This window comes from Nocardiopsis sp. CA-288880 (assembly GCF_050955985.1).
Classification (GTDB): Bacteria; Actinomycetota; Actinomycetes; order Streptosporangiales; family Streptosporangiaceae; genus Nocardiopsis; species Nocardiopsis tropica.
On the sequence record NZ_CP192105.1, the window covers coordinates 3,325,441 to 3,350,243 of the forward strand.

At 76.5% G+C, this 24,803-nt stretch carries 18 protein-coding genes; 8 read left to right on the top strand and 10 right to left on the bottom strand.

All coding sequences use genetic code 11. The annotated features are described in order from the left end of the window. The first annotated feature begins 29 nt into the window (after window positions 1-29). Entirely contained in the window at window positions 30-1,682 is a 1,653-nt protein-coding gene (locus ACQPYD_RS14205) for a glycosyltransferase (RefSeq protein ID WP_433701460.1), read from the top strand. 221 nt (window positions 1,683-1,903) lie between these two features. On the opposite strand, the gene pstS is transcribed toward ACQPYD_RS14205, so the two are convergent. After that, entirely contained in the window at window positions 1,904-3,058 is a 1,155-nt protein-coding gene (gene pstS, locus ACQPYD_RS14210) for a phosphate ABC transporter substrate-binding protein PstS (protein WP_267949904.1), read from the bottom strand. A 210-nt stretch (window positions 3,059-3,268) separates the two neighbouring features. Between pstS and treY the strand changes: the two genes are divergently transcribed. Further along, window positions 3,269-5,662 (top strand): malto-oligosyltrehalose synthase, encoded by a 2,394-nt coding sequence (gene treY / locus ACQPYD_RS14215; RefSeq protein WP_433701461.1) that lies wholly within the window; start codon window positions 3,269-3,271, stop codon window positions 5,660-5,662. Between the two features lie 54 nt (window positions 5,663-5,716). Here treY and ACQPYD_RS14220 read toward each other — a convergent pair whose 3' ends face one another. Then, on the bottom strand, window positions 5,717-7,261 hold the full coding sequence (locus tag ACQPYD_RS14220; RefSeq protein ID WP_433701462.1) for a serine/threonine protein kinase: 1,545 nt from the start codon (window positions 7,259-7,261) through the stop codon (window positions 5,717-5,719). Between the two features lie 302 nt (window positions 7,262-7,563). Here ACQPYD_RS14220 and ACQPYD_RS14225 point away from each other — a divergent pair, with 302 nt between their 5' ends. The 3 genes from ACQPYD_RS14225 (at window position 7,564) to ACQPYD_RS14235 (ending at window position 11,416) form a co-directional block, all read left to right on the top strand. Then, window positions 7,564-8,451, top strand: coding sequence for a putative RNA methyltransferase (locus tag ACQPYD_RS14225; RefSeq protein WP_433701463.1), 888 nt, complete (start codon window positions 7,564-7,566; stop codon window positions 8,449-8,451). 208 nt (window positions 8,452-8,659) lie between these two features. Further along, window positions 8,660-10,486 (top strand): malto-oligosyltrehalose trehalohydrolase, encoded by a 1,827-nt coding sequence (treZ, locus tag ACQPYD_RS14230; protein WP_433701464.1) that lies wholly within the window; start codon window positions 8,660-8,662, stop codon window positions 10,484-10,486. A 105-nt stretch (window positions 10,487-10,591) separates the two neighbouring features. Further along, window positions 10,592-11,416, top strand: a complete 825-nt coding sequence (locus ACQPYD_RS14235; RefSeq protein ID WP_433702048.1) for an alpha/beta fold hydrolase — start codon at window positions 10,592-10,594, stop codon at window positions 11,414-11,416. A 251-nt stretch (window positions 11,417-11,667) separates the two neighbouring features. Here the strand turns inward: ACQPYD_RS14235 and erm are convergent, their stop codons facing one another. Further along, the gene (gene erm / locus ACQPYD_RS14240) at window positions 11,668-12,477 is read right to left on the bottom strand and encodes an ErmE/ErmH/ErmO/ErmR family 23S rRNA (adenine(2058)-N(6))-methyltransferase (protein WP_433701465.1); all 810 of its coding nucleotides are present in this window, start codon (window positions 12,475-12,477) and stop codon (window positions 11,668-11,670) included. Window positions 12,478-13,105: 628 nt separating this feature from the next. Here erm and ACQPYD_RS14245 point away from each other — a divergent pair. Further along, the gene (locus ACQPYD_RS14245) at window positions 13,106-13,807 is read left to right on the top strand and encodes a class I SAM-dependent DNA methyltransferase (RefSeq protein ID WP_433701466.1); all 702 of its coding nucleotides are present in this window, start codon (window positions 13,106-13,108) and stop codon (window positions 13,805-13,807) included. Between the two features lie 109 nt (window positions 13,808-13,916). Here the strand turns inward: ACQPYD_RS14245 and ACQPYD_RS14250 are convergent, their stop codons facing one another. After that, window positions 13,917-14,714 carry a phosphotransferase gene (locus tag ACQPYD_RS14250; protein ID WP_433701467.1) on the bottom strand — a complete coding sequence of 266 codons (798 nt, stop codon included), beginning with the start codon at window positions 14,712-14,714 and terminating at the stop codon, window positions 13,917-13,919. A 104-nt stretch (window positions 14,715-14,818) separates the two neighbouring features. Further along, entirely contained in the window at window positions 14,819-16,087 is a 1,269-nt protein-coding gene (locus ACQPYD_RS14255; protein ID WP_433701468.1) for an MFS transporter, read from the bottom strand. Window positions 16,088-16,160: 73 nt separating this feature from the next. Here ACQPYD_RS14255 and ACQPYD_RS14260 point away from each other — a divergent pair, with 73 nt between their 5' ends. After that, window positions 16,161-16,805 carry an ArsR/SmtB family transcription factor gene (locus ACQPYD_RS14260; RefSeq protein ID WP_433701469.1) on the top strand — a complete coding sequence of 215 codons (645 nt, stop codon included), beginning with the start codon at window positions 16,161-16,163 and terminating at the stop codon, window positions 16,803-16,805. Between the two features lie 129 nt (window positions 16,806-16,934). Here ACQPYD_RS14260 and ACQPYD_RS14265 read toward each other — a convergent pair whose 3' ends face one another. Both ACQPYD_RS14265 and ACQPYD_RS14270 read right to left on the bottom strand, forming a co-directional pair. Then, window positions 16,935-19,148 carry a DUF6351 family protein gene (locus ACQPYD_RS14265; protein WP_433701470.1) on the bottom strand — a complete coding sequence of 738 codons (2,214 nt, stop codon included), beginning with the start codon at window positions 19,146-19,148 and terminating at the stop codon, window positions 16,935-16,937. 415 nt (window positions 19,149-19,563) lie between these two features. Beyond that, window positions 19,564-20,133: a pyridoxamine 5'-phosphate oxidase family protein gene (locus tag ACQPYD_RS14270; RefSeq protein ID WP_433701471.1), complete on the bottom strand. Its 570-nt coding sequence runs from the start codon at window positions 20,131-20,133 to the stop codon at window positions 19,564-19,566. 350 nt (window positions 20,134-20,483) lie between these two features. On the opposite strand from ACQPYD_RS14270, the gene ACQPYD_RS14275 reads away from it, so the two are divergent. Further along, entirely contained in the window at window positions 20,484-21,137 is a 654-nt protein-coding gene (locus ACQPYD_RS14275; protein WP_267949918.1) for a response regulator, read from the top strand. A gap of 16 nt (window positions 21,138-21,153) precedes the next feature. On the opposite strand, the gene ACQPYD_RS14280 is transcribed toward ACQPYD_RS14275, so the two are convergent. From ACQPYD_RS14280 to ACQPYD_RS14290, 3 genes are all read right to left on the bottom strand, one after another. Further along, a complete protein-coding gene (locus ACQPYD_RS14280) occupies window positions 21,154-22,926 on the bottom strand; it encodes a GAF domain-containing protein (protein WP_433701472.1) in 1,773 nt (590 codons plus the stop codon). Window positions 22,927-23,070: 144 nt separating this feature from the next. After that, the gene (locus ACQPYD_RS14285) at window positions 23,071-23,850 is read right to left on the bottom strand and encodes an SDR family oxidoreductase (RefSeq protein WP_433701473.1); all 780 of its coding nucleotides are present in this window, start codon (window positions 23,848-23,850) and stop codon (window positions 23,071-23,073) included. 64 nt (window positions 23,851-23,914) lie between these two features. Next, window positions 23,915-24,799, bottom strand: coding sequence for a LysR family transcriptional regulator (locus ACQPYD_RS14290; RefSeq protein ID WP_433702049.1), 885 nt, complete (start codon window positions 24,797-24,799; stop codon window positions 23,915-23,917). Window positions 24,800-24,803 lie beyond the last annotated feature (4 nt).

A 24,803-nucleotide genomic window follows, 5' to 3' on the forward strand; every position in this document is an offset into this window, starting at 1 on the left:
ATAAGCACGTAGGGTCTCATGTTGACGGGGTGTCCCACCGCGGGCGGGTCGAACGGGTCCTCACCCGCGTCTTCCGCAACGACTGGAGTGCGCTGACACCCCCCGAGATCGGCCGCTGGACCCCCGACCTGAGCGTCAGCGTGGTCATGCCGGCCCGCGGCGGACAGCGCCGGCTCGACCTCGCCCTGGCCTCCCTCGCGGCCCAGACCTACCCCGAGGACCTGCTGGAGGTCGTGGTCGTGGACGACCACTCCTCGCCCGCCCTGCGCCTGCCCCCGCTGCGCCCCGCCCGGTGCCGCGTCCTGAACGTCCCCGAGGGCGGATGGGGCGCGGGGTACTCCCGCGCCTACGGCGCCCACGCCAGCACCGGCGACATCCTCGTGTGGATGGACGCCGACATGGTCGCCGGCCCCGAGTTCGTCGAGGCCCAGGCCCGCTGGCACCACACGCACGCCGAGGCCGTCACCCTGGGCCGCGTCCGCTTCGCCGACGCCGGCCCCCGGACCCCGGAGGAGCTCCTGGCCCGCGTCCGGGCCGGGACCCTGCACCGGAGCCTGGACACCGGCCGCCGCCACGAGTGGGTCGAGTGCCTGCTCACCCAGAGCGACCGCCTGCGCGACGCCGACCACCTGGGCTTCCACGCCTACGTCGGCGCGGCGGCGGGTGTGCGGCGCAACCTGTACGAGGCCGCCGGAGGGGTGGACCCCGACCTCGACCTGGGCCAGGACACCGAGTTCGGCTACCGCCTCTGGCAGGCGGGCGCGGTCATGGTGCCCGAGCACGCCGCCACCGCCTGGCACGTGGGCCGGGCGGGCACCGCGCGCACCCGGCTGCCCTCCGAGCGCTTCCGCACCCAGGTGCTCGCCGAACTCATGCCCCACCCCCACGCCTACCGCGAACGCGTCCCCGCCCACCGGCGCCGCATCCCCCTGGTGCACGCCGTCGTCGACGTGTCCGGCGCCCCCTACGACCTGGTCCGCGGTTGCGTCGACCGGCTCCTGGACAGCGCTGAGACCGACCTGGCCATCACCCTGGTCGCCGACTGGGAGGGCGCGCGCGACGGGGGCGGCGCCCCCGCCGGCCCCCACCTGGACCTGCGCCTGGTCCAGGCCAACTACCTGCGCGAGCCCCGGATCTCCTTCGCCACCGCCGCGCCCCGCACCGGCTTCCCCTCGCCCTTCCTGCTCCAGGTCCCGGTGGCGTGGGGGCTGGGGCAGGTCGCCCTGTCACGGCTGCTCGCCAGCGCCGAACGCGCCCGCGCCGGGCTCACCGAGCTGTTCTCCGCCACCTCGCCCGCCCGCGACGCCGGTGTGCGGCTGTGGCGGACGCGGGCCCTGGCCCGGGCCATGCGGGTGTGCGGCGAGGAGGAGGACCTGGGGGACGTGGTCGCCGAGCTGCACGGCCGCTACCGCATCCACGCGGGCCAGGAGACGCTCACCGACCTGTCGCTGTACCGCTCGGTGCCGCCTCCGCCGCGCACCGCCCCCGACACGGTCGCCGCCCCGTGCCCCCACGGGGACGCGGGGTCCCGGGAGGGGGCGCCGGCGTCCGGTGCGCGGCGGGGCGGGCGGCGGCCGGTGGGCGCCCTGGTGAGGTCCGCCTGGCGCGGCACGCTGAGACGCCTGCGGCGCGAGCGGGCACACGGCCCCGCCGCCGGCCGGGACCCGGCCCAGGAGGGCTGAGGCGGGGTCCCGGGGGAGGGCGTGCGGGGTCCGGCCGTGTCAGGGCAGATGGGGGAAGACACCGGCCCGGAGACGAGCGGGCCCCGCACGCCCACCACGGCGCCCGGCCCTGTGACCGAGCGCGACGCGGTCCGTACGTAAGGTACCCGACGCCGAACGTCAAGCGGGCGCGCCGCAGGGGCGGCGCGCCCGCTCGGTCCGCCCCGTCCCGGGCGGACGCGTCAGTCCCGCGCGCCCACGGCGTCGATCGACGCCAGGAGCTGCTCGCGCAGGGTGTCGTTGACCGGTGTGGAGCCGGTCTCGGCGGAGGCCGCCTCCTGGCCCTCGGGGCTCACCACGTACCGCAGGAACGACTTGACGTTCTCCGCCTCGGTCGCGTCCGGGTACTCCTCGCACACGGTCTCGTAGCTGACCAGGACCAGCGGGTAGCTGCCCGCCTCGGTCGTGCCGTACTCCAGGTCCAGGGCCAGGTCGTGCTCGCTGGCGTTGTCCTCGCGGCGGGGGGAGTCGGCGACCACCTGGGCGGCGGCCTCGGGGGAGATCTCCACGAATTCCCCGCCGACCCCGATGTTCGCCGTGGACATCCCGTGCACGTGCGACATCTCCACGTACCCGATCGAGCCCTCGGCCCGCTGGACCGTGTCGGCGATACCGCTGTTGCCCTGCGCCGACTCGCGCGGGGTGATCGGCCACTGGCCGCCCGCCTCGTGCGGCCAGGCGTCGGGGGCCGCCTGGCTGAGGTAGTTGGTGAAGTTCTCGGTGGTGCCCGAGTCGTCGGCGCGGTTGACCTGGGTGATCTCCAGGTCGGGGAGGTCGGCGTCGGGGTTGTCCTCGGCGATCTCCGGGTCGTCCCAGCGGGTGATGTCCTGGTTGAAGATCTTGGCGATCGTGTCCGGGCGCAGGTTCAGGGAGTCCACGCCCTCGAGGTTGAACACCACGGCGATGGCCACCACGTACGCGGGCAGGTTGATGGTGTTCGTCCCGCCGCAGCGCTCCATGGCGTCGCCGTTCTCGTCGGGGTCCATCGCGGCGTCGGTCCCGGCGAAGGCCACGGCGCCGTCGATGAACTGGTTGCGCCCCCCGCCCGACCCGATGGAGTCGTAGTACACGCGGGCGTCCTCGCACGCCGACTGGTAGCCCGCGATCCAGGTCGTCATCGCGTTCTCCTGGGCGCTGGACCCGGCGCCCGACAGGCTTCCGGAGAAGCACTCCAGGTCGTCGGGGACCGCGGGAGGGGCGGTTCCCTGGACCGCGTCGTCGCTTCCGCATGCGGTGGTCGCCAGCAGCAGACCGGCGAGCGCGGCCGAGGCCGCCCCCCGGTAGGCGCCGCGGTGGCGCGGGGCGCCGGTCTTGGTGTGCTTGTTGGACGGGAGCACGACTGCTTCTATCCCCTTCGTCGGTGTCGGTGGTCCTGGTCTCACCGCCGCGGCCGGTTCCCGGCACGTCGTCGCTGGTGATGGTCCACCGCCGAAGAATTTAACCATCGGTGGACCAACACCCCCAAAGCGCCCCCGTGTGGGATGGCGCTCACCGCCTGCGGTGACGGGCGTGCATGACACGCGGGCGGCGCGGGCACGGGTACGTGCGTGACGAGCACGCACAGCACGCCCACGGCCGCCGCTCCGACGTCAACCTACCGCCTGCAGCTGGGCCCCGGGTTCACCCTGGAGGACGCCGCGGGTCTGCTGGACCAGCTGGACCGGCTCGGGGTGGGCGCGCTCTACCTCTCGCCGATCCTGACCGCCGCGCCCGGGTCCGGCCACGGCTACGACGTGGTCGACCCCACCGCGGTCTCGCCCGCGCTGGGCGGCGACGCCGCCCGCGCCGCCCTGGCCGCCGAGGCCCGCGAGCGCGGCCTGGGCGTGGTCGTGGACATCGTGCCCAACCACATGTCCGTCGCCCGGCCCGACGCCAACCCCTGGTGGTGGGACGTGCTCGAACACGGGCGGGCGTCGGTGTACGCGCGCTGCTTCGACGTCGACTTCGACGCCGGGCCCGTCCTGGTGCCGGTGCTGGCCGACGACGGGGACGGCGGGGCCTCGGCCCTGGAGGACCTCCGCGTGGTCGACGGGTGCCTGGCCTACCACGACAAGCGCTACCCCCTGGCCCCTGGCACGTACGCCCCCGGCGACCGGGCCGGCGACGTCCACGGGCGCCAGCACTACCGGCTGGTGTCCTGGCGCCGCGGCGACTCCGAACTCACCTACCGCAGGTTCTTCGACGTGGACGGGCTGGCCGCCGTCCGCGTCGAGGAGCCGGGCGTGTTCGACGCCACCCACGCCGAGATCCTGCGGTGGGCGGAGCTGGGCCAGCTCGACGGGCTGCGGGTGGACCACGTCGACGGGCTCAGCGACCCCGGCGGGTACCTGCGCAGGCTCGCCGGGCGCTTCGGCGGGTGGGTGGTGGTGGAGAAGGTCCTCGCCCCCGGCGAGAGCCTGCCCCAGTCCTGGCCGGTGGCCGGGACCACCGGCTACGACGCCCTGCGGGAGGTGTGCGGGCTGTTCGTCGACCCGGCCGGGGAGGCCGCCTTCACCGACCTGGCCCGGGAGCAGGGCGTGGAGGTGGACGCGCAGGCCCTCGACGAGGGGGCGCGCCGCCACGCGGCCACCGTGCTGCTGCGCGCGGAGGTGCGGCGCATCGCCGCCCTGCTGCCGTCCCGGGCCGGGGGCGGAGCGGATCCGGACCCCGAGGGGGCGGCCCGCCGGGGCGAGGAGGCCGTCGCCGAGCTCCTGTGCGCCTTCGGGGTGTACCGCTCCTACCTCCCCGAGGGGGAGGCCGACTGGGCCGCGGCGGTGGAGCGGGCCCGGGGGCGGCGCCCCGACCTGGCCCCGGACCTGGAGGACATCGACCGGCTGGTGCGCGGCGACCCCTCCGGTGAGCCGGCCCGCCGCATCCAGCAGACCAGCGGCATGGTCGTGGCGATGGGGACCGAGAACACCGCGTTCTACCGGGGGACCAGGTTCGCGGCCCTGAACGAGGTGGGCGGCGACCCCTCGCGCTTCGCCGTGGACCCGGGCGAGTTCCACGACGGGGCGGCCCGGCGGGAGGCCTCCCGCCCCGCCGCCATGACGACCCTGTCCACGCACGACACCAAGCGCTCCGAGGACGTGCGCGCCCGCCTGGCCGCCCTGTCCGAGACACCGGAGGCCTTCGCCGGAGCGGTGCGCCGCTGGACCGGGCGGTGCGCCCTGCCCGAGCCCGCGCTCAACCTGCTGGGCTGGCAGACCCTGGTCGGGGCCTGGCCCATCGGGGAGGAGCGCCTGGCCGAGTACCTGCTCAAGGCCGCCCGCGAGGCGCGCCTGGGCACCTCCTGGACCGACCGCGACGCCGACTTCGAGGAGCGGGTGCGCTCCTGGCCCGGCCGGGTCCTGGGCGACCCCGCCCTGAGGCAGGAGGTCGTCTCGGCGGTGGAGTCGGTGCGCGGCGCGGGGTGGAGCAACTCCCTGGGCCAGAAGGCCGTGCAGCTGCTGGGCCCCGGGGTCCCCGACGTCTACCAGGGCACCGAGCTGTGGGACCTCTCCCTGGTCGACCCCGACAACCGCAGGCCCGTGGACCACCGGCTCCGCGCCGACATGCTCGCCCGCCTGGAGGAGGGGTGGCTGCCCCCCGTGGACGGGACCGGCGCGGCCAAGCTCCACCTGGTCCGCACCTGCCTGCGCCTGCGCCGGGAGCTGCGCCCCGCCGGCTACCTGGCGCTCACCGCCTCGGGGCGGGCCGCGGACCACGCCGTGGCCTTCGCCCGTACCTCGCGGGGGGCGCGCCACCCCGACGTGGTGGCGGTCGCCACCCGCCTGCCGCTGGGGCTGGCCGGGGACGGGGGGTGGGCGGACACCGTCCTGGCACTGCCCGCGGGCCCGGGGGAGTGGACCGACCGGCTCACCGGGCGCGTCCTCGCGCCCGCGCGCACCGACGGGCACACGTGCGCGCCGCTCGCGGAGCTGCTCGGGCGCTACCCGGTGGCCGTGCTGGTCCGCCGGTGACCGGCGCGGCGCCCGCGCGGGTCGTCCCGGCGGCGCCATGCTCCCCGGGGGCGCCTACCGGCCGAAGACGGGGAAACCGCAGTCCGGGAGGCCGCGGGAGTAGAAGTAGGTCAGGCGCACCGGTGCGTCGAGGTCCTGGTCCGTGCCGGAGGCCGGTGTCTGGGACAGCACCTCGCATTCGGAGGGGAGGAAGTTCTGCCCCTCGCCCCAGGTCTGCCACTGCCCCTGGACGTTGGTGAACCCCCGCTCGCGCAGGACGCTCCTGGCACTGTGCGTCGTCATCCCCTCGACGTCGGGCACGGTGCCGTCGGTGGGGGCCGACCCGCCACCGCCACCGCCACCGCCCCCGGATCCGCCACCGCCGCCTCCGCTCCCGTCCCCCGACCCGCTCCCGCCCGAGGGCGCGCCGTCGTCCCGCGGGGAGCCCCCGTCCTCCCCGTCGTCCCCGTCCTCCTCGTCGTCCTCCTCCCGCTCGGAGGCGCCCGGGGCCTCGTCGGAGGCCGAGGCGGGGGCCGTCGCGCCGGGACCCCGGTCGCGTTCGGGCGCGGACGGCCCGCCGTCGCCGGAGGGCGTGCCGCCGGTCGGTGCGGGGGCCTCGGCGGCGGCCCCGTCCGCGGTCGCGGGGGAGCCGCCCGCCCCCGTCAGCGGGGACCACACCAGTGTCGCGGTCAGCAGCAGCGCGGCGGCCACCGCCATCGCGACGAACCCGCCCCGCCAGGACCACAGCCCCCGGGGGCCCGCCCTCCTGCTGCGCGTGCGCCGGGTGAGCACGGTCCGGTCGCCGGACGCGGCGTCCCGGCAGGCCGCCGCGAACTCCTGCGCCGAACCCCACCGGTCGCGCGGGTCCTTCTCCAGGGCGACGAGCACCACGTGCGCGACCAGGTCGGGGACGTGGTCGGGCAGCGGGGGCGGCTCGGCGTTCAGGTGGGCCGCGATGACGGCGGCGCGGTCGACGGAGTCGAAGGGCGGTCTCCCGGCCAGGCACTGGTAGGCGACCGTGCCGAGCGAGTAGATGTCGGTGCGGGAGGTGAGCTCGCCCATGTCGAGCTGTTCGGGCGAGGCGTGGGAGAGGGTTCCCAGGGCGATGCCGGTGGAGGTCAGGGAGGTGGCGTCGTTGATCCGGGCGATGCCGAAGTCGACGAGCTTGACCTCCCCGTCCAGGTCGATGAGGATGTTGCCGGGTTTGATGTCGCGGTGGACGATGCCCTCGTCGTGCACGGTCTGCAGGGTCTGGGCGACCACGGCGGTGATCTCCATGGCCCGATCGGGCACAAGCGGGCCCTCGCGTCTGAGCAGCGCCGTGAGGGACTCCCCCTCGACCAGCTCCATCACCAGGTAGGCGAGCTTCTCGCCGTCCAGGACCGTCTCGCCGTGGTCGTAGACCTCCGCGAAGCCGGGCCCCCTGAGCCTGGCCGCGGCCCTGGCCTCGCGCTCGAAGCGCCTCCGGGCGCCCTCGGCGTCCTGGAAGGCGGTGTCGCGCAGCAGCTTGACCGCGACCGGTCTGTCCAGGCGCAGGTCATGGCCCCGCCAGACCGTTCCCATGCCGCCCGCGGCGATCACTTCGTCGAGTCGGTAGCGGTCCGCGACAGGGGGTTTCACGCGTGCTCCTTGCGGGTGGAGGGCGAGGGCGCCTCAGGGGGGTGGGGGCTGCGAGGTCGACGGTGACTACGATCTCAGATACCCGGCGGCGGGAAGTGGTTCCGCCCTCCGCGCGGGAATCGGCGCTGCCCGCCCCGGCCGGGGCCGCGGATCCCGCGTCCCGGGCCGCACCGGGGGACCGCTGCGGGGTTCGCCGTGCCCACCCGCCCGCAGGCCCCGGCCGGAGCCGCGGGGGCCGGGCCCGCCCCGGCCGTCCACCGCCCCGCCCCGGTCCGGGCGACGGGATAGGCTGAGCGGCGATCATGGCGCAAGCGAACACCACACACCACACCGGCCCCAGGCTGCGGATGCCAGGCACCGTCGCCGCCCTCCTGGCCTGCCCCGCCTGCGGCGAGGGCCTGCGCCCGGACGAGCGCGGCCTCGCCTGCGCCGCGGGGCACAGCTTCAACGTGGCCCGGGAGGGCTACGCGAGCCTGCTCACCGGGGCCACGCCCCCCGGGACCGGCGACAGCAAGGAGATGGTCGCCGACCGCCTGCGCTTCCAGCAGGCCGGACACTACGACTTCGTGGGGGACGCTCTCGCCGACGCGCTGCGCCGCGAGCTCGACGACGCCGCCCCGGTCGTGGTCGACGTCGGCGGCGGGACCGGCCACTACCTGACCCGGGTCCTGGACGCCCTGCCCGGCGCCGTGGGGCTGACCGCGGACGTGTCCAAGTGGGCCGCCCGCCGGGCCGCGCGCGCACACGGGCGCGGCGGCGCCGTCACCGCCGACGCCTGGCGCGGCCTGCCCCTGCGCGGGGACTCCGCGCACGCCGTGCTCAACGTGTTCGCGCCGCGCAACGCGGCGGAGTTCCACCGGGTGCTGCGCCCCGACGGCCTCCTGCTCGTCGTCGTCCCCGCCGCCGACCACCTGGCCGAACTGCGCGCCCCGCTGGGACTGCTGGAGGTGGACCCGCGCAAGGACGAGCGCCTGGCGGAGTCCCTGCACGGACACTTCGCACCGGTCGGCGCACAGGACCTGGGCCTGGCCATGGCGCTCTCCCACGAGGACGTGGCGACGGTCGTGGGCATGGGCCCCAGCGCCCGCCACATCGGCGCCGGGGAGCTGCGCGCCCGCGTCGCCGGGCTCCCCGAGCCGTTCGCCGTCACCGCCTCGGTGCGGCTGCACGCCTACCGGCCCCGCCCCTGAGACCCCGGTCGGACACGGCCGCGGGCCCGCGCCCGAGGCCGCTGCCGTGCGCCCCTCCCGGCGCCCGGGCGCGTACCCGTCCGCCGTCCGGCCTCACGCACCGCCCGGGAGCCTGCGGCGCCGCTCCCGGGGCGCGGCCCGCACGGGTCCGCCCTCCGCCCGGGCGGACCCGCGGGTGACGGGGCCGGCCGGGGGGTACACACCCTGCGTGAGCGCACCGGACATCATCCCGACCACCGCGGAGCCCGGCCTGGGCGTCCACGGCGACTTCGCCGTGTGGGCCCCCCGCCTGGAGAGGGTCCGCCTGAGCGTGGCCCCCGGGGCGGGCGACGGGAGACCGGGCGGCTCCCCCGCCCCCGGTGCGCGCGTGGTCCCCATGGAACGGGGCGCGGACGGGTGGTGGCGGGCCCGGGTCGAGGGGGCCGGGCCCGGTACCGAGTACGCCTACCTCCTGGAGGAGGACCCCACCCCCCTGCCCGACCCGCGCTCCCAGGACCAGCCCCACGGCGTGCACGGCCCCAGCCGCGTGCACGACCACGCGGCCTTCGGGTGGACCGACGCCTCCTGGACCGGCCGTGCGCTGCCCGGCGCGGTCGTCTACGAGCTCCACGTGGGCACCTTCACCCCCGAGGGCACCCTCACCGCCGCCGTCGGCCGGCTGGACCACCTGGTCGACCTGGGCGTCACCCACGTCGAGCTGATGCCCGTCAACGCCTTCGACGGCACCCACGGGTGGGGGTACGACGGGGTCCTGTGGGCGGCGGTCCACGCCCCCTACGGAGGCCCCGACGCCCTCAAGGCCCTGGTGGACGCCTGCCACGCCCGTGGTCTGGCCGTACTCCTCGACGTCGTCTACAACCACCTGGGCCCCTCGGGCGCCTACATGCCGCGGTTCGGCCCCTACTTCCGCGGCGAGAACGCCTGGGGCCCCTCCCTCAACCTGGACGGCCCCGACTCCGACCCCGTGCGCCGCCACGTCCTGGACAACGCCCTGGGCTGGCTGCGCCACTACCACCTGGACGGGCTGCGCCTGGACGCGGTCCACGCCCTGCGCGACGACCGCGCCCTCCCCCTGACGGCCGAACTCTCCGCCGAGGCCGACGCCCTGGCCGCGGCCCTGGGGCGCCCGCTGTCGCTGATCGCCGAGTCCGACCGCAACGACCCCCGCACCGTCCTGCCCCGCGAGGCGGGCGGCCTGGGGATGAGCGCGCAGTGGTCCGACGACCTGCACCACGCGCTGCACGTGGCCCTGACGGGGGAGACCCACGGCTACTACGGCGACTTCGCCGGCCCCGGGGCGCTGCCCGCCACGCTCGGCCGCGTGTTCTGGCACGCCGGCACCTACTCGAGCTTCCGCGGTCGCACCCACGGGGCGCCCGTGGACACCGCCCGCGTCCCCGGGCACCGGTTCCTGGCCTACCTCAGCACCCACGACCAGATCGGCAACCGGGCGCGCGGCGACCGCATGGGCGAACACCTCTCGCCGGGCCTGCTCGTGTGCGGCGCCGCCCTCGTGCTGTGCTCGCCGTTCACCCCCATGGTCTTCATGGGCGAGGAGTGGGGCGCCACCACGCCGTGGCCGTTCTTCGCCTCCTTCGAGGACCCCGCGCTGGCGGAGGGGGTGCGCGCGGGCCGCCGCCGCGAGTTCGCCGCCCTGGGGTGGGCCGAGGAGGAGGTCCCCGACCCGATGGACCCCGCCACCCGCGACGGGGCGGTCCTGGACTGGGCCCAGCCCTGGACCGGGCCCCACCGGTTCGTCCTGGAGACCTACCGGGCGCTCATCGCGCTGCGCCGCCGCGAACCCGAGCTGTCCGACCCGCGGCTGGACCGCTTCGCGGTGACCGCCGAGGGGGAGGGACGCAGGCTGGTCCTGGTGAGGGGCGGGCTGCGGGTGGTGGTCAACCTGGACCCCGGCGGCGCCGAGGTGGAACTGGACGCCGCCCCCCGCGAACTCGTCCTGGCCAACGGCGCCGCGCGGTTCTGCGGCGCCACCGTCGCGCTGCCCGGGGAGTGCTTCGCGGTCCTGCGGGTGTGAGCCTCCGCCCGGCCCGCCCGGGCCGCCGGTCACCGGTCCTCCCTAGGCTGGCTGCTCCCGGTACCGGGTGTCCGGCGCCGGGCCGGTTCGACGGAAGGGCTCATGATGACCGAAGCCGACTGGAGGCTCGGCCGCAGGTTCGAGGCGCCCAACGGGACGGTCCACTGGGACAGGTTCGGTGACGGCGCCCCCCTCGTGCTCCTGCACGGCACCCCGTTCTCGTCCTACGTGTGGCGCCACGCGGTCCGCGCGCTCGGCGACCGGTACACCGTCCACGTGTGGGACATGCCCGGCTACGGCGCCTCCGCCAAGTACGAGGGCCAGGACGTGTCCCTGCCCGCCCAGCAGGCCGCGTTCACCGCGCTGCTCGGCCACTGGGGGCTGGAGCGGCCCGCCGTGGTCGCCCACGACTTCGGCGGCGCGGTGGCCCTGCGCGCCGCCGTGCTCGACGGGGTCGCCTACGAGCGGCTCGCCCTGGTGGACGCGGTGAGCGTGCGCCCCTGGGGCAGCGACTTCTTCCGCCTGGTCAACGCCAGCGCGGACGTGTTCGCCGCGCTCCCGCCGCACCTGCACGAGGCGCTGGTGCGCGCCTACGTGGCCTCGGCCGCCCACCGCGAACTGCGGGCCCAGACCCTGGACGCGCTGGTGCGGCCCTGGCTGGGGGAGGAGGGGCAGCCCGCGTTCTACCGCCAGATCGCCCAGGCCGACGAGCGCCACACGGCCGAGGTGGAGGACGGGTACGCCCGCCTCGACCGGCCGACCCTGGTGGTGTGGGGCCGGCAGGACACCTGGCTGCCCCCGGAACGGGGGGAGCGGCTGGCCGCCGCGATCCCGGGCGCCCGCCTCCGGCTCCTCGAGGGCGCCGGGCACCTGGTCCAGGAGGACGCGCCCGCCGAACTCGTCGCCGCGCTCCTGGACTTCCTGCGCTGAGGCCGCGTCCGGTCCCGGCCCCGGGGGAGCCGCCCCGGCCGGACGCCTCGTGTCCCCGTCGCGTGGCCGGGGCCCGGGGCGGGCGAGGACGCCCCCGGGCCCCGCCCCGCGCACAGCCGTCCAGGTGTGCGCGGGGCGACGCGCGGCCGGAGCCCCGGCGGCGCACGCGGGGCCCGGCGGCCTGCCGGGGCAGGGGCGCGCCTGTGCAGGGGCCCGCCCCGCTGCGCCCCGCGCGGGACGGCCCTCCCCGGTCACCGCCCCCGGGGGTCCAGCACGTCGAACACCTCCAGCCACTGGTCGGGGGAGACGTGGCCGACGGGGGTGCCCCGGGCCACCCCGGCCGCGTCCAGGGCGCGGTCCACGCGGAGGGCCGGGTGGGCGCGGCGCAGCGACGCGCCCAGGGAGCCGCCCGCCCCGCCGAAACCGAGTTCGACCATGCGCCGGTACCCGCCCGTCCTCCCCGGATCCACCAGGGGCGTGCGGCGGCGGCGCAGCACCAGCAGGCCGGCGTCGACCCGGGGCGCCGGGCGGAACCGGTGGCGGTCGATCCGCCCGGCCAGGGACCAGGACCACTCGGGCCATGTGCTCACGGTCAGCAGGCTCCACCTGCCGAACCCGCCGGTGCGCTTGCGCGCGTACTCCAGCTGGGTGACCAGGGTGGCGGAGGTCAGGTGCGGGGCTGCCAGGCACCAGCGCACGATGTCGGCGGTGCGGGAGTAGGGGATGTTGCCGACGACGGCGAAGTCCTCGCGCGGGGGGCGCACACGGGTGAAGTCGGCCCGCGTGACGCGGACGCCCCGCTCGGGATCGCGGTAGCGGGCGGCCAGGCGCTCGGCCAGGCGGGGGTCGAGCTCGTAGGCGAGCACCCGGCGTGCGGCCGGGGCCAGGAAGCGGGTGATGGCGCCCTCGCCGGGCCCCACCTCCACCACCAGGTCCCGGGGCCCCACCCCGGACACGCGCACCACGTGGCGCGCGGCGCCGGGGTCGGCGAGGAAGTTCTGGGACAGGCGGCGCCGGTTGTCGCGGGCGTTCGTCCGGGAGGGTCGTTCGGTTCGTGCCACAGGAAGGTCCGTTCCGGCCACGCGGGGTGGCGAACGAGGACGGGCAGCACGAACGGGCACGCCGGCCGGCGTGCGGGTGAAGGGTCCGGGCAGCCCGTCCGTGGGAGAAGGGGACGCGACTGGGCCTGGACCGGCGGGCCACACGGGAGGGACCGCCCGGCGCGGCCACCGGGGCCGCTGGGCGGCGCCGCGGGGAGCGCGGGGCGGAAGGGGATGCGTACGCGAAGCGGGGCGGTCGGCGCGGGCCCCCGAAGGGGGCCGGGGCCGACCGGGGCCCGGCCTACCGGTGCAGGCGGGCCGACCGGAGGCGCTTGGCGTACGGGTGGGCGTTCACCGACCAGGCGAGCGCCCCGTCGAAGATCGCGTGGCAGCAGGACATGGCATGCACCGTAGGAGGCCGCGCCGGGGCGCCGCAACCGGTTTTCCGCCGTCCCGGTCCCGCCCCGGTCCCGCGGGCCGCGGTCCCTCTTGCGCGGAGGGCCCTCCCGGGCGGTCCCGGTCCCGCCGCACGGCCCGCAGGGCGGCGCCGGGCGCGCGAACGGCGCCCGCCCCGGGCCCGCCCGGTAGCGGGCACGGGACGGGAAAAAGCGTTCGCGGCCCGATCCCGGGCCGCGCCATACTCGGCCCCATGCCAGATTTCGCGGACTTCGACACCCGCCACTACCGCACCGTGGACCCGGCCACCGGCTACGACGGCTGGTCGGCCACCTACGAGCGATCGGTCCTGGACGCCATGGACCTCGGACTGCTGGACGGACTCACCGCCCCCGACTGGTCGGCCGTGACCGCCGCCGCCGACCTCGGCTGCGGGACCGGTCGCACCGGCTCCTGGCTGCGGTCGCGCGGGGTCGCCCGGATCGACGGCGTCGACATCAGCTCCGGGATGCTGGAACTGGCCGGCAAGCGGGGCGCCCACGACACCCTGACCCTGGGCGACGTGCGCGACACCGGCCTCCCGGGGGGCTCCTACGACCTGGCCGTCGCCTCGCTCATCGACGAGCACCTGCCCGACCTGGCCCCCTTCTACGCTGAGGCCTTCCGGCTGACCCGCCCCGGCGGCACCTGCGTGCTGGTGTCCTACCACCCGCACTTCTCGATGGTCTCCGGGATGCCGACCCACTACACCGACGCCTCCGGCGAGGACATCGCCATCACCACGCACGTCCACCTGATCAGCGACCACGTGCGCGCCGCGACGGCCGCCGGCTGGACCCTGGCCGAGCTCTCCGAGGGCACGGTGGACGACACGTGGGTGGCGGCCAAGCCCAAGTGGGAGAGGTTCCGGGGGCACCCGGTCTCGGCGGCCTACGTGTGGACCAGGCCCGCCTGAGCCCTGCGCGCCGGTACCGTCGCGCAGGGCTCAGGAGCCGGTCCGGTCCGGCCGGTCATCGCGCGGGCCGGTCGGCCCGCTCCGCGCCGGAGGCCCCAGCCGAGGGCGCTCACGTGGCGGCGGGCTCCCCGGGGCCGGTCAGCGCCGCCAGCCACACCTCCCGGTGGCGCTCGACGTAGTCGGCGGCCGGCCCCCAGTGGTCGGCGTGCCCCTGGGTGTGCAGCCGGGCCCAGGGCTGGGCGCCGGTCCGGGCGCCCTCCTCCAGCAGGTCGTACATGCCGCGCACCCGGTGCAGGACGGCGTCGGGCAGCTCACGGCGCTGGACGTCGTCGCACCCGTAGCCGTCGGCGAGGGCGCGCAGCCGCAGGGCGTCCGCCCCGGGGTCGCCGCCCGTGTGCAGCGGCACGAACCCGTGCGCCGCGTACCCCAGGTCGCCCATCCGGGTGCCCGGCCCCGCGCCGTCCCAGTCGATGAACGTCCAGTCGTCGCCGTCGCGCACCAGGTTCCACGGCGCGAGGTCGTAGTGGCAGAGCACCTCCTCGCGCGGGTCGGGGGTCGCGATGTCCCACTCCGGTTCCCCGTCCGGCCGGAAACCGGCGGTGAGGTCGTGCAGGCGCCGGATGATCCCGCCCAGCCGGCGGAGTTCGGCCCCCGTCAGCGGCGGCAGGGTGTCGGCCGTCGCGCCGGGGCGGTAGCCGAGCACCTGGCGCCCGCGGGCGTCCGCGCCCAAGGGGACCGGGGAGGCCTCGAAGGAGCGCCGGTGCAGGTACCGGAGCAGGGACGCCACCGACCGGGACGAACGCGTCCACGGCTTGCGCACGGTCCGCCCCACCCGTACGACCCCGTCGGCGACGTTGCCGCCCTCCAGGACCTCTTCGCGCTGCTCCCGGTGTTCTGGTTCGGTCATCGCAGCAGTATCCCCGGGGGCGCCCTCGGGCGCAGGTGGTTTTCCCGCGCCGCACCCGCGGCCCGCGCGGCGCCGGGAGGGGCGCCCCTCCCGGCGCTCGGGGCTCAGGTCCCGGCGGTGGCGCGCCCGGCGCCGCCCAGGTCGGTCTCGCTCAGCGTGAACTGCCACAGGAACACGACCAGGGCCAGCGCGCCCATGCTCGCGAACACGGCGCTCAGGCCGAAGAACTGCGCGATCAGCCCGCCCGCGGCGGCGCCCAGCGGGAGCGTGCCCCAGGCCAGCAGCCGGTAGGCGCTGTTGAGCCGTCCGAGCAGGTGGTCGGGGGTGACCCTCTGGCGCAGCGACACGGTGACCACGTTCCACACCGAGAGGCCCACCCCGCCGACGAAGAAGCCCGCCCCGACCACGAGCGGGTCGGCGGTCAGCGCCGGGACCCCCACCAGGACGGCGAAGGCGAGCGCGCTCACGCGCAGGGACCAGGACCGGCCCAGGAGGCGCTCGACGTGCTCGGCGGTCAGGGCGCCGAGCACGCTGCCCGCCGCGGTGGCGGTCAGCAGCAGTCCGTAGGCGGGCTCGGACAGGCCCATGGGGGAGGCGGGGCCCACCGCGAACAGCACCATGACGGTGAAGGCGGCGTTGGTGGAGAAGTTGCTCAGGCCCACCATGGCGGCGAGGGTGCGCAGGGTCCGGTGGCGCCACAGGAACCGCAGCCCCTCGGCGATGTCGGTGCGCATGGTGGCGGGTGCGGCGCGTTCGGTCCGGAAGCGCCCGCGCACCAGGACCAGCGTGCCGGCCGCGACCAGCCACAGGGCGGCGGGGGCGGTGAAGGCGGCGGCCAGCCCCAGGGCGACCAGGAGCCCGCCCAGGGGAGGTCCGGCGAACTGGTGGGCGGTCAGCTCGACGGCGTGCAGGCTCCCGTTGGCACGGGAGAGACGGTCGCGGCCGACCACCTGGGGCAGGATCGACTGGGCAGAGGTGTCGTGGACGGTCTCCGCGGTCCCGACGCCCAGTGCCACCGCGTAGAGCAGCCAGACCGATCCCAGGTCCAGGGCCAGCGCCGCGGCCAGGCCGGCGAGGAGCAGCCCCCGCGCGAGGTTGGCGCCGACCATGAGGCGGCGGCGGTCGTACCGGTCGGCGAGGGCGCCGGCCGGCAGGGACAGGAGCAGCCAGGGGATCGTCAGCGCGAACACCACGCCCGCGATCAGTGTGGGGGAGTCGGTGAAGCGCAGGGCGACCAGGGGCAGCGCGACCTTGAGGATCCCGTCGGCGAGGTTGGAGAGCCCGGAGGAGGTCCACACGGTCCAGAACCGGCCTCCGAGGCGCCGGGGACCGGTGGCGGGCGGGGGGTCGGAAAGGGGGGTCGTCTCCGTCATGGGTCGAGCCTCGCAGATCGATTGAGAGAAAACAATCGATGTGGTTTTTGTCGATCGTTGCTACGCTGGAGCCATGGGAGAACGGGCTGGTGCGGAGGGGACCGAGACGCGGGCGCCGGGGGAGGCGCCCCCCGCGCGCAGGAGGCGACCGGCCACCGTCAAGGAGGTCAAGGCCCTCTCCCACCCGCTGCGGATCCGCATCCTGCGGCTGTGCGCGGTGCGGGAGCTCACCAACCGGGAACTGGCCGACCGGCTCGACACGACCCCTGGCACGGTCCTGTACCACGTCCGCCAGCTCGTGGACTCGGGCCTGCTCGTGCCCGCGCCCGTGCGCACCGGGGCGAGCGGGGCCCTGGAGAAGCCCTACCGGGCCACCGGGGAGTCCTGGTGGCTGGACGGGCCGCTGATCGGCGCCGGCGACGAAGCGGCCGACGCGCCGGTGGAGGCCCTGCGCCGGGAACTGGAGGAGGCCGGGCCGGACGCGGTCCGCGACTACGCGCGGTTCGTGCTGCACCTGTCCGACGAGGACCGGGACGAGCTGGGCCGGCGCATCCTCGCCGTCCTGGACGAGTACGTGCTCACCGAGCACGAGCGCCGGGGGAGGCCGGCCTACGGCGGTGCGTTCCTGCTGCACGCCCTGGCCGACCGTGACCCGGACGGGGCGGGCGCGCCCCGCGACGGGGAGGCCGGGCCGGGGCCGGACGGCGCCGGCCGCTAGCCGGGCGCCCCGGAGCGCGCCGCCGGGGCGTGAGGGCCCTCCCCCGGAGGCTCCGCGTCTCCGGGCCCCGGGCCCGGAGACGGGCGCGAGGACACCGGCGGACCGGGTCCCGGGGCGCTCCGGGTCGGCTCAGAAGCGCAGCCAGGTTCCCGCGAGCCCCTGCTGCCCCCGCCCGGGGGCCGACCAGTCGCACACCCCGTCGGCGAACACCTCCGCGGCGCGCTCCGCCTGCTCGGGGGTCAGGTCGGCCGGGTGCTCCGCGGCGTCGAAGGGGACCAGGCGGCACGCGACCACGTCCAGGGCCAGGGGCGCGCCCGCGACCAGCCGGGGCGAGGCGTGCACGGGGTAGGCGTCGGCGCACACGTCCCCCTGCCCGGCGGTGAGCGGGAGCTGCTCGGCCACCACCCGGCGGGCGGGGTCGCCCACCCAGCACGAGTCGGCGAGCCACTCCGGGCGCGCGGCGCGCACGTGGTCGATGGCGGGTCGGCCGGGGTCGGCGGCGCCGAGCTCCCGCACCCCGCTCGCCCAGGCGTCGAGTTCGGCCAGGGCCCTTCCGGCCACCGGGGCGGAGGAGGAGAACCCGCCCCGCCCGCCCCGCTCCACGAGCATCACGTGGTTGTCGGCCGTGCCGTTGGCGGCGAGCAGGCGCTCGCGCAGCGAGAACGAGTGGAAGCGCATGTGGATGCTGCCGCCCGGGACGTCGTCCTCGTAGGCGCGGTGGTCCACGACGGGGATGTCGGCCAGTCCGCCGCCCCCGTTGAGGAGGCGGCCGGTGCGGTAGGCGGCGACGGTGGCGGCGGGGTCGGCCTCGGTGCGCTCCTCCACCACCCGGCCGTCGGCGTCCAGGCCGCCCACGTGCTTGTTCAGGTGCAGGAACTGGTCGGCGTCGATCGTGCCGTCCAGGAGGGCTCCCAGGCCGTACTGGACGCCGACGTTGTCCAGGGGGCGGCGCGGCAGACCGGTCGCGGGGTCGGTCCCGTAGACGTTGCCGGTGTGCGCGTACAGCTCGCAGCGCACCCGTTCGGGCACCCGGTCCGGGCACACGCCCGCGGGGTCGACGCGGTCGGCCTCCCCGGCGAGCTTGCCGATGGCGTCCCAGCGCGCGAACCCCGACACGGCGCGCTGCTCCTCCCTGCTCAGGGCGCCGGGGTGCTCGCGTGCGTACTCGTGCAGCAGCAGGGCGTCGGTGGCGGTGGGCACCACGGAGAAGGCCACGTCGGGGAAGGAGTGGGAGACCAGCAGGCCGTCCAGCAGGCCCGGCTGGTTGTCGCCGATCTGGTGCGCTTGGTAGGCGCCCCCGGAGGAGCCCCGGCCCAGGGTCAGGTCGGGGGCGCCGTGGGTGAGGGAGAAGCGCTGGACCACGGCGGCCGCGGTCTCGGCGGCCAGCAGGTCGTTGCAGTTGTTGCCGAACACGTTGAGGGAGGCGGAGGCCACCGCGTACCCCTGCGAGAGCATGCCGTGGTCCAGGACCCCGGCGGTCCTGGTCCCCTGGACGTACCAGCCGCCCGCGCACCCGCCGCCGAACGTGTACACCAGGCGGCGGTTCCAGCCCCGCGGCGGCTGCCACGGGTCGGGCCCGGGATCGCCGGGGGTGTACAGCAGCGCCGTCTCGTAGATCGACCTGTTCACCGTGCCGGTCTCGACCCGGACGGTGTAGGGGACCCTGTGGCCGGTGGAGGTGGTGGTCCGGGCGGCGTCGCCGGGCACCCGGTCGGGGTCGGCCATGGGGGCCCAGGCCCCCTCCTCGGTGCGGTACATGTGGCGGACCACGGTCGGGGCCGAGCAGTCGGGGTCCAGGGGCGGGCCGAGGGTGCCGCCGCCGTGCAGCTCGAAGCGCTCGGTGTCGCACACGAAGGGCTCCTGGTGGGGGCCGGAGAAGACCGGGCCCGTGAGGGGGTGGGCGGTGACGGTGACCCTGGCCGTCACCGGGGCGGCCCCCTCTCGCGCGCTGCCCCCGTCCCCGGGCGCCGAGGCGGTCAGGACGGTGTTCCCCGGGGGCAGCCCGGAGACCAGGCCCTCCAGGGCGGGGGCGCCGTCGGCCAGGCGCACCGTGCGCAGGGAGGCGGTGGCGTCGGAGCCCCCCGCGTCCAGGCGGACGTCGGCGGCGGGCACGGACGGGGAGGGCACCACCCTGACCAGGGCGGTGTCGCCCATGACGGTGTCGGGGCGGGAGGAGAGCACCTCCAGGGAGAGCGGTGCGTCGGCGTCGCGGGGCGACTCGGGGGCGGCGGGCCGCGCCCACAGTCCGGACAGCAGGGGCGCGCCGGAGACGGTGAGGAGGACGGCCGCCGCGGCCGCCGCCGCGGCGCCCAGGAGCGTGCGGCCCCGCGGTCCCGCCCTCACGCGCGTCCGGGGCGGCCGCGGGGGGCCGGGCGCCCCGCAGGGTACCGGCCGGCCCCGGGGGAGCCGTGTCCCGCGGAGCGGGCGCGGCGGGCCGCGTCACCGGGGAGGCGGGAGGGGCCGGGCAGCTGCCCGGGGCGCCGGGGACCGGGCCCCGGCGCCCCGTGGGCGGGGTGCGCGCAGGGGGCGGCCGGGCCCGGACGGCGGTGGGGGGAGCCCGTGGCGTACCGGGCCCGAAGGGGGTGATGTGCTCCCATGACGGATTCGGTACCCGCAACCGGACAGCCCGAACGCCCGGTACGGACAAGGCTGGGGAGATGTTCGCCGACCCCCGGGTGGCGCGCCGGTGGCCGGGCCCCGCGGGGCCCCGCGGGGGCCCGCCCCCGGGCCGGAGGCGGCCGCGCCGCCGCCCGCCGGCTCAGGGCCGGTGGACCCGCCGCCCGCTCACCCGGCCCGGGACGAGCTTGAGGACCTGGTCGCGCTCGCCCGCCGCCCAGGGCAGGGGCAGGCGGCCCTGGGGGATGCGGGCCAGCTCCTCGGCGTCGCGGACCCACCTGCACCGCCCGCTCGCCAGGACGCTCCAGCCGTCACGGCGCTCCTCGTCGAAGAGGTCGACCTGGAAGGCGGCGTGGCCGCGCGCGTAGCGCATCACGGTCCCCGCCAGGGTGGTGCGGAACACCACCGTGTCGTTGAACAGCGCGTAGTTCACCGGCAGCACCGTCGGGGCGGCGTCCCCGTCGATGGTGAAGGCCACCCGGCCGATGTCGCGGGTGCCCAGCAGGTTGAGGCAGGTCTGCCGCTCCAGCACCGTGAAGCTCGCCCCGTCGTCCCCCTCGGCGACGTCAGCGCCCTCCATCAGCTCCTGCTCCTCCGCGAGCCGGTCGGTCCCCGCGTGGTCGTCCGCCTCGCGCTGCGCGGGCGGTGCGGCCGCTCCCGCGGCCGTTCCCCGGTCCTGGTCCGGCGCCCCGGCGCCGCGTGATCCGTCCATGACAGGCTCCCCGAAGTCGGTGCCCTCGCTCCGTCCTCCGCCATTCTCGCCGGTCCCGGCGCCGAGGGCGCGGACCGCCGGCCCCTCGTCCGGCGGCGGAGGTCCCCTCCTGTGCGCCTACCCGGGGGGACGCAGGGCTCAAACAGAACGGGACGTTCGACTCATATGGCATGAATCTTCGCTGGCTAGGCTGGGTGGACGGGAGCCTGCCTCCCGCCCCGCCCCTCCCGCGGCCGGAGCACCCCCGCCGCGGGTGCCCGACAATGGGCACGCGGCGGCGGGCGACCCCGACACAGGGCGGACGGGCCGCCTCGGGCTCCCGCCCCCAGCTCTGAGGAGGTGCCCGCCCGATGGGTGGAGACAGAACGATCCGGGTGTTCCTGGTGGACGACCACGAGATCGTCCGGCGGGGTGTGGGATCGCTCCTGGACGAGGAGGACGGCATCGAGGTGGTCGGCGAGGCCGGGACGGCGGCGCAGGCGCTGGCGCGGGTCCCCGCGCTCGCCCCCGACGTGGTCGTGCTCGACGTGCGCCTCCCCGACGGCGACGGCGTCACCGTGTGCCGGGAGATCCGCTCCCTGCTCCCCGACACCCGCATGCTCATGCTGACGTCCTACTCCGACGACGAGGCGCTCTACGGCGCGGTCATGGCCGGGGCGTCCGGGTACATCCTCAAGCAGATCCACGGCACCGACCTGGTCGGGGCGGTGCGCACGGTCGCCGACGGGCGCTCCCTGCTGGACCCCGAGTCCACCGCGCGCATGCTCAAGCGGCTGCGCGAGGAGGCGGTGCGCAAGGACCCGCTCAGCGAACTCACCGAGCAGGAGCGCCGCGTCCTGGAGCTCATCGGCGAGGGGCTCACCAACCGGGAGATCGGCGCGCGGATGTACCTGGCGGAGAAGACCGTCAAGAACTACGTCTCCAGGGTCCTGGCCAAGCTCGGGATGGCCCGGCGCACCCAGGCCGCGGCCTACGCGGTGCGGCTGTCCATGGACCAGGGGTAGGCGGGCCCCGCGGGCCTCACCCGCGCACCTCCCCGGCCCCGCCGGTGCGGCGGAGCGGCACCGACCACTCGACGCACGCTCCCCCGCCCGGACCGGAGGTCACCTCCAGGCGGCCGCCCAGCTCCTCGGCCCGGGAGGCCGCGTTGCGCAGCCCGCTGCGCGAGACGCCCCCGGTGATGCCCCGGCCGTCGTCGCTCACCCGCAGGACCAGCTCCTCGCCCACGGAGAGCTCCACGTCCACGGCGGTGGCCCGGGCGTGGCGGGCGGCGTTGGACAGCAGCTCGCGCAGCACCGCCACCAGGTGCTCCCCGACCGCCTCGTCCACCGCGTTGTCGATCGGCCCCTGCGTGAGCAGGCGGGGCGCGAACCCCAGCGTCTCCGAGGCGGAGTTGACCAGGTCCAGCACCCGCGACCGCAGCCAGGGGCCCTCCTCGCCCGAGCTCTGGAGCGCGAAGATCGTGGAGCGGATCTGGCGGATGGTGTCGTCCAGGTCGTCGACCGCGTTCTGCACCCGCCGGGAGGACGCGGTGTCGTCGATGCGGCGCACGGTGCCCATCAGCGTGATGGCGGTGGCGTACAGGCGCTGGATGACCGTGTCGTGCAGGTCGCGCGCGATGCGGTCGCGGTCCTCCAGCACGCTCAGGCGCTCGGAGTCCAGACGGGCCTCGGCCAGCTCCAGCGCGACCGCCGCCTGGTCGGCGAACGGCGACAGCATGCTCAGCCAGCTGTCCTGGAAATCCCCGCCGTCCCGGCCCCGGGCGAGCACGAGCACGCCCCGCGCCCCGTCCGGGGGCCCGAACGGCAGCACCAGCACGGGACCCACCCCCAGCCGGGTCAGGAAGCCGGCCCCGTCGCCGTCCGAGGCCGACACGTCGGTCTGGACGGGCTCGCCGCTGCGGTAGACGCGCCCCAGCAGGGTCTGGGGCGCACACGTGAGCGTGGCCCCCCGCGCACCGGCGGCCACCGCCCCGCTGTGCTTGTCGGGCCCGTCCCACACCCGCACGGTGAGGGTGTCGGGCTCCTCGCCCGGCATGGCGATGACCGCGAGGTCGGCGTCGACCATCCCCCGGGCGCGGCGCGCGACCAGGCGCAGCACCTCCTCGGGAGGGGCGCCGGACAGCAACCGGGTGGTGATCTGGCCCGAGGCGTCCAACCAGGTCTCCCGGCTCTGCGTCTGGGCGAAGAGCTGGGCGTTCTCGATGGCGGTCCCCGCCGCGGTGGCCAGGGCGCGCAGCAGGAGTTCGTCGTCCCCGGTGAACTCCGCGCCGTCGCGCTTGTCCGTCATGTACAGGTTGCCGAACACCTGGTCGCGGATGCTGATGGGAACGCCGAGGAAGGTGTGCATGGGCGGGTGCCCGGCCGGGAAACCGCGCGACTCGGGGTGGTCGCGCACGTCGCGCAGGCGCAGGGGGCGCGGGTCCTTGATGAGCAGCCCCAGCACGCCCTCGCCCTTGGGCCAGTGCGCGATGCCCGCGATCTCGTCCGGCTCCAGGCCCACGGGGATGAAGCGGCTCATCTCCCCGTCGGGGCCGATCACGCCCAGGGCGCCGTAGCGCGCGTCGACCAGGCTGGCGGCCGTCTCGGTGATGCGCACCAGCAGGGGGTCGAGTTCGAGGCCCTCCCCGATGGAGACCACCGCCTCCAGGAGCGTGTGGATGCGCTCCTGGCCGGCGGAGATCTCGCTCAGCCGCGACCGGACCTCGTCCAGGAGGTCGTCGAGCCGGACCTGGGGGAGGGACAGACGGTCCTGCCCGTGGTGGGCGGTGCGGACGCCGTCCGTCTGGCTCATGGAGGCTCTTTCCGGCAGCTGTGGAGGGGCTCGCCCCCGAGTCTAGGGGCAGGTTCGGCACGGGCGCGGTCGGCCTCTGCCCACCGGGCCGGACCGGCGGGCAGGGGCAGGGTCCGCCGCCCCCTCGGCGGCCGGACGGAGCGCTCAGGCGGAGATGCCGCCGTCGCTGTGGAGGAGTTGGCCGTTGATCCACGCCCCCCGCGGGGAGCACAGGAAGTCCACCAGGTCGGCGGTGTCCTCGGGGGTGCCGAGCCGCCCCAGGGGGGTGTGGGCCGCGCACTCCTCCCGCGTCTGCTGCGACATCCATCCGGTGTCGACGGGGCCGGGGTTGACGGCGTTGGCGGTCACCCCCAGGTGGGCGAGTTCGCGTGCGCAGGCCAGGACGATCCGGTCCAGGGCGCCCTTGCTCGCCCCGTAGGGCAGGTTGCCGACCGTGTGGTCGCTGGTCAGGGCGACGATCCGCCCCGTCCCGTGCGCCCCGCCGAAGCGGAGCCCGAACTCGCGCACCAGCTGCCAGGTGGCGCGCGCGTTGACCGCGAAGTGGCGGTCGAAGGACTCCACGGTGGTGTCCAGCAGGCCCGAGTCGACCGACTCGCAGTGGGCCATCACCAGCGCGGTGACGGGGCCGAGGTACTCCTCGGCCCCGTCGAAGATCCGGGCGGGGGAGGACGGGTCGGCCAGATCGGCCTCCACGGAGTGGGCCGCCGCGCCGCGCTCGGCCAGTGCGTCCAGGGTGGCCCGGGCGGCGCCGGGCTCGACGCCCCAGTCCATGCGCGCGTCGTAGGGGGTCCAATGGGTGAAGGCCACGTCCCAGCCCGAGGACGCCAGCCGGCGGGCGATCGCCGAGCCGATGCCGACGGTGCGGCCCACCCCGGTGACGAGGGCGACCGGCCGGGCGGGGGAGGAGGGCGGCGAGGAGGTCATGCGGCCATCGTGGCGCAGCGCGCGCGGCGGGGCAACGGGATTACCGGGCACCCGGTGCGGCGGCTCAGCCCGTCAGGCCGGGGATGATGCGCGGCCCCACCCGCCGCACGTAGTCGCGGAACAGGGCCACGGCCGGGGGCTCGTACCCGCCGCCCGAGCCCTCGCGCGGCCAGACCACCCCGATCGGCCGGTCCGCGCCACCGCCCAGGACCGGCAGCTCCACCGTCCCGGCCAGCGGCCCGCGCGGGCGGGCGGGGAGCACCGACACCCCCAGGCCCGCCGCCACCAGGCCGCGCGCGGTCGAGATGTCGTCGGCCTCGAACGCGACCCGGGGGGTGAACCCCGCCCGGTCGAGCAGCCGGTCGGTCAGGTGGCGCACGCCCCGGCCCGGTTTGAGCAGGACGAACTCCTCCTCGGCCGCCGCCACCGCCGCCACCCCCCGCGGTGATCGCGCCAGGGCGTGCCCCTCGGGCACCACCAGCCGCAGCGACTGCGTGTGCAGCACCGCGGACGCCAGCCCCCTGCCCGAGGGCAGCGGGGAGGTCAGGGCGAGGTCGGCCCCGCCGGAGGACACGCGGCTCAGCGACTCCGCCCACGGCTCCTGGGTCAGCGAGAACCGCACCCCCGGGTGCTCGGCGCGAAACCCCCGCAGCAGCACCGGCACGACCTCCACCCCCAGCGTGGGCAGGAACGTCAGCGCCACCCGCCCCTCCTCGGCGCCGGTCAGCTCCGCCATCCCCCTGCGCAGGTCGTCCAGGGCGCGTTCCACGTGCGGGAGCAGGATCCGGCCGGCGCGGGTCAGCCGCACCCCCCGGCCGGTCCGCTCCACCAGGGCGATCCCCAGCTCCTCCTGGGCCCGTGCCAGGGCCCGGCTCAGCGTCGGCTGGGGCACCCCCAGCGTCTCGGCCGCCAGGGTGACGTGCTCGGTCGCCGCGACCGCCGCCACCATCCTC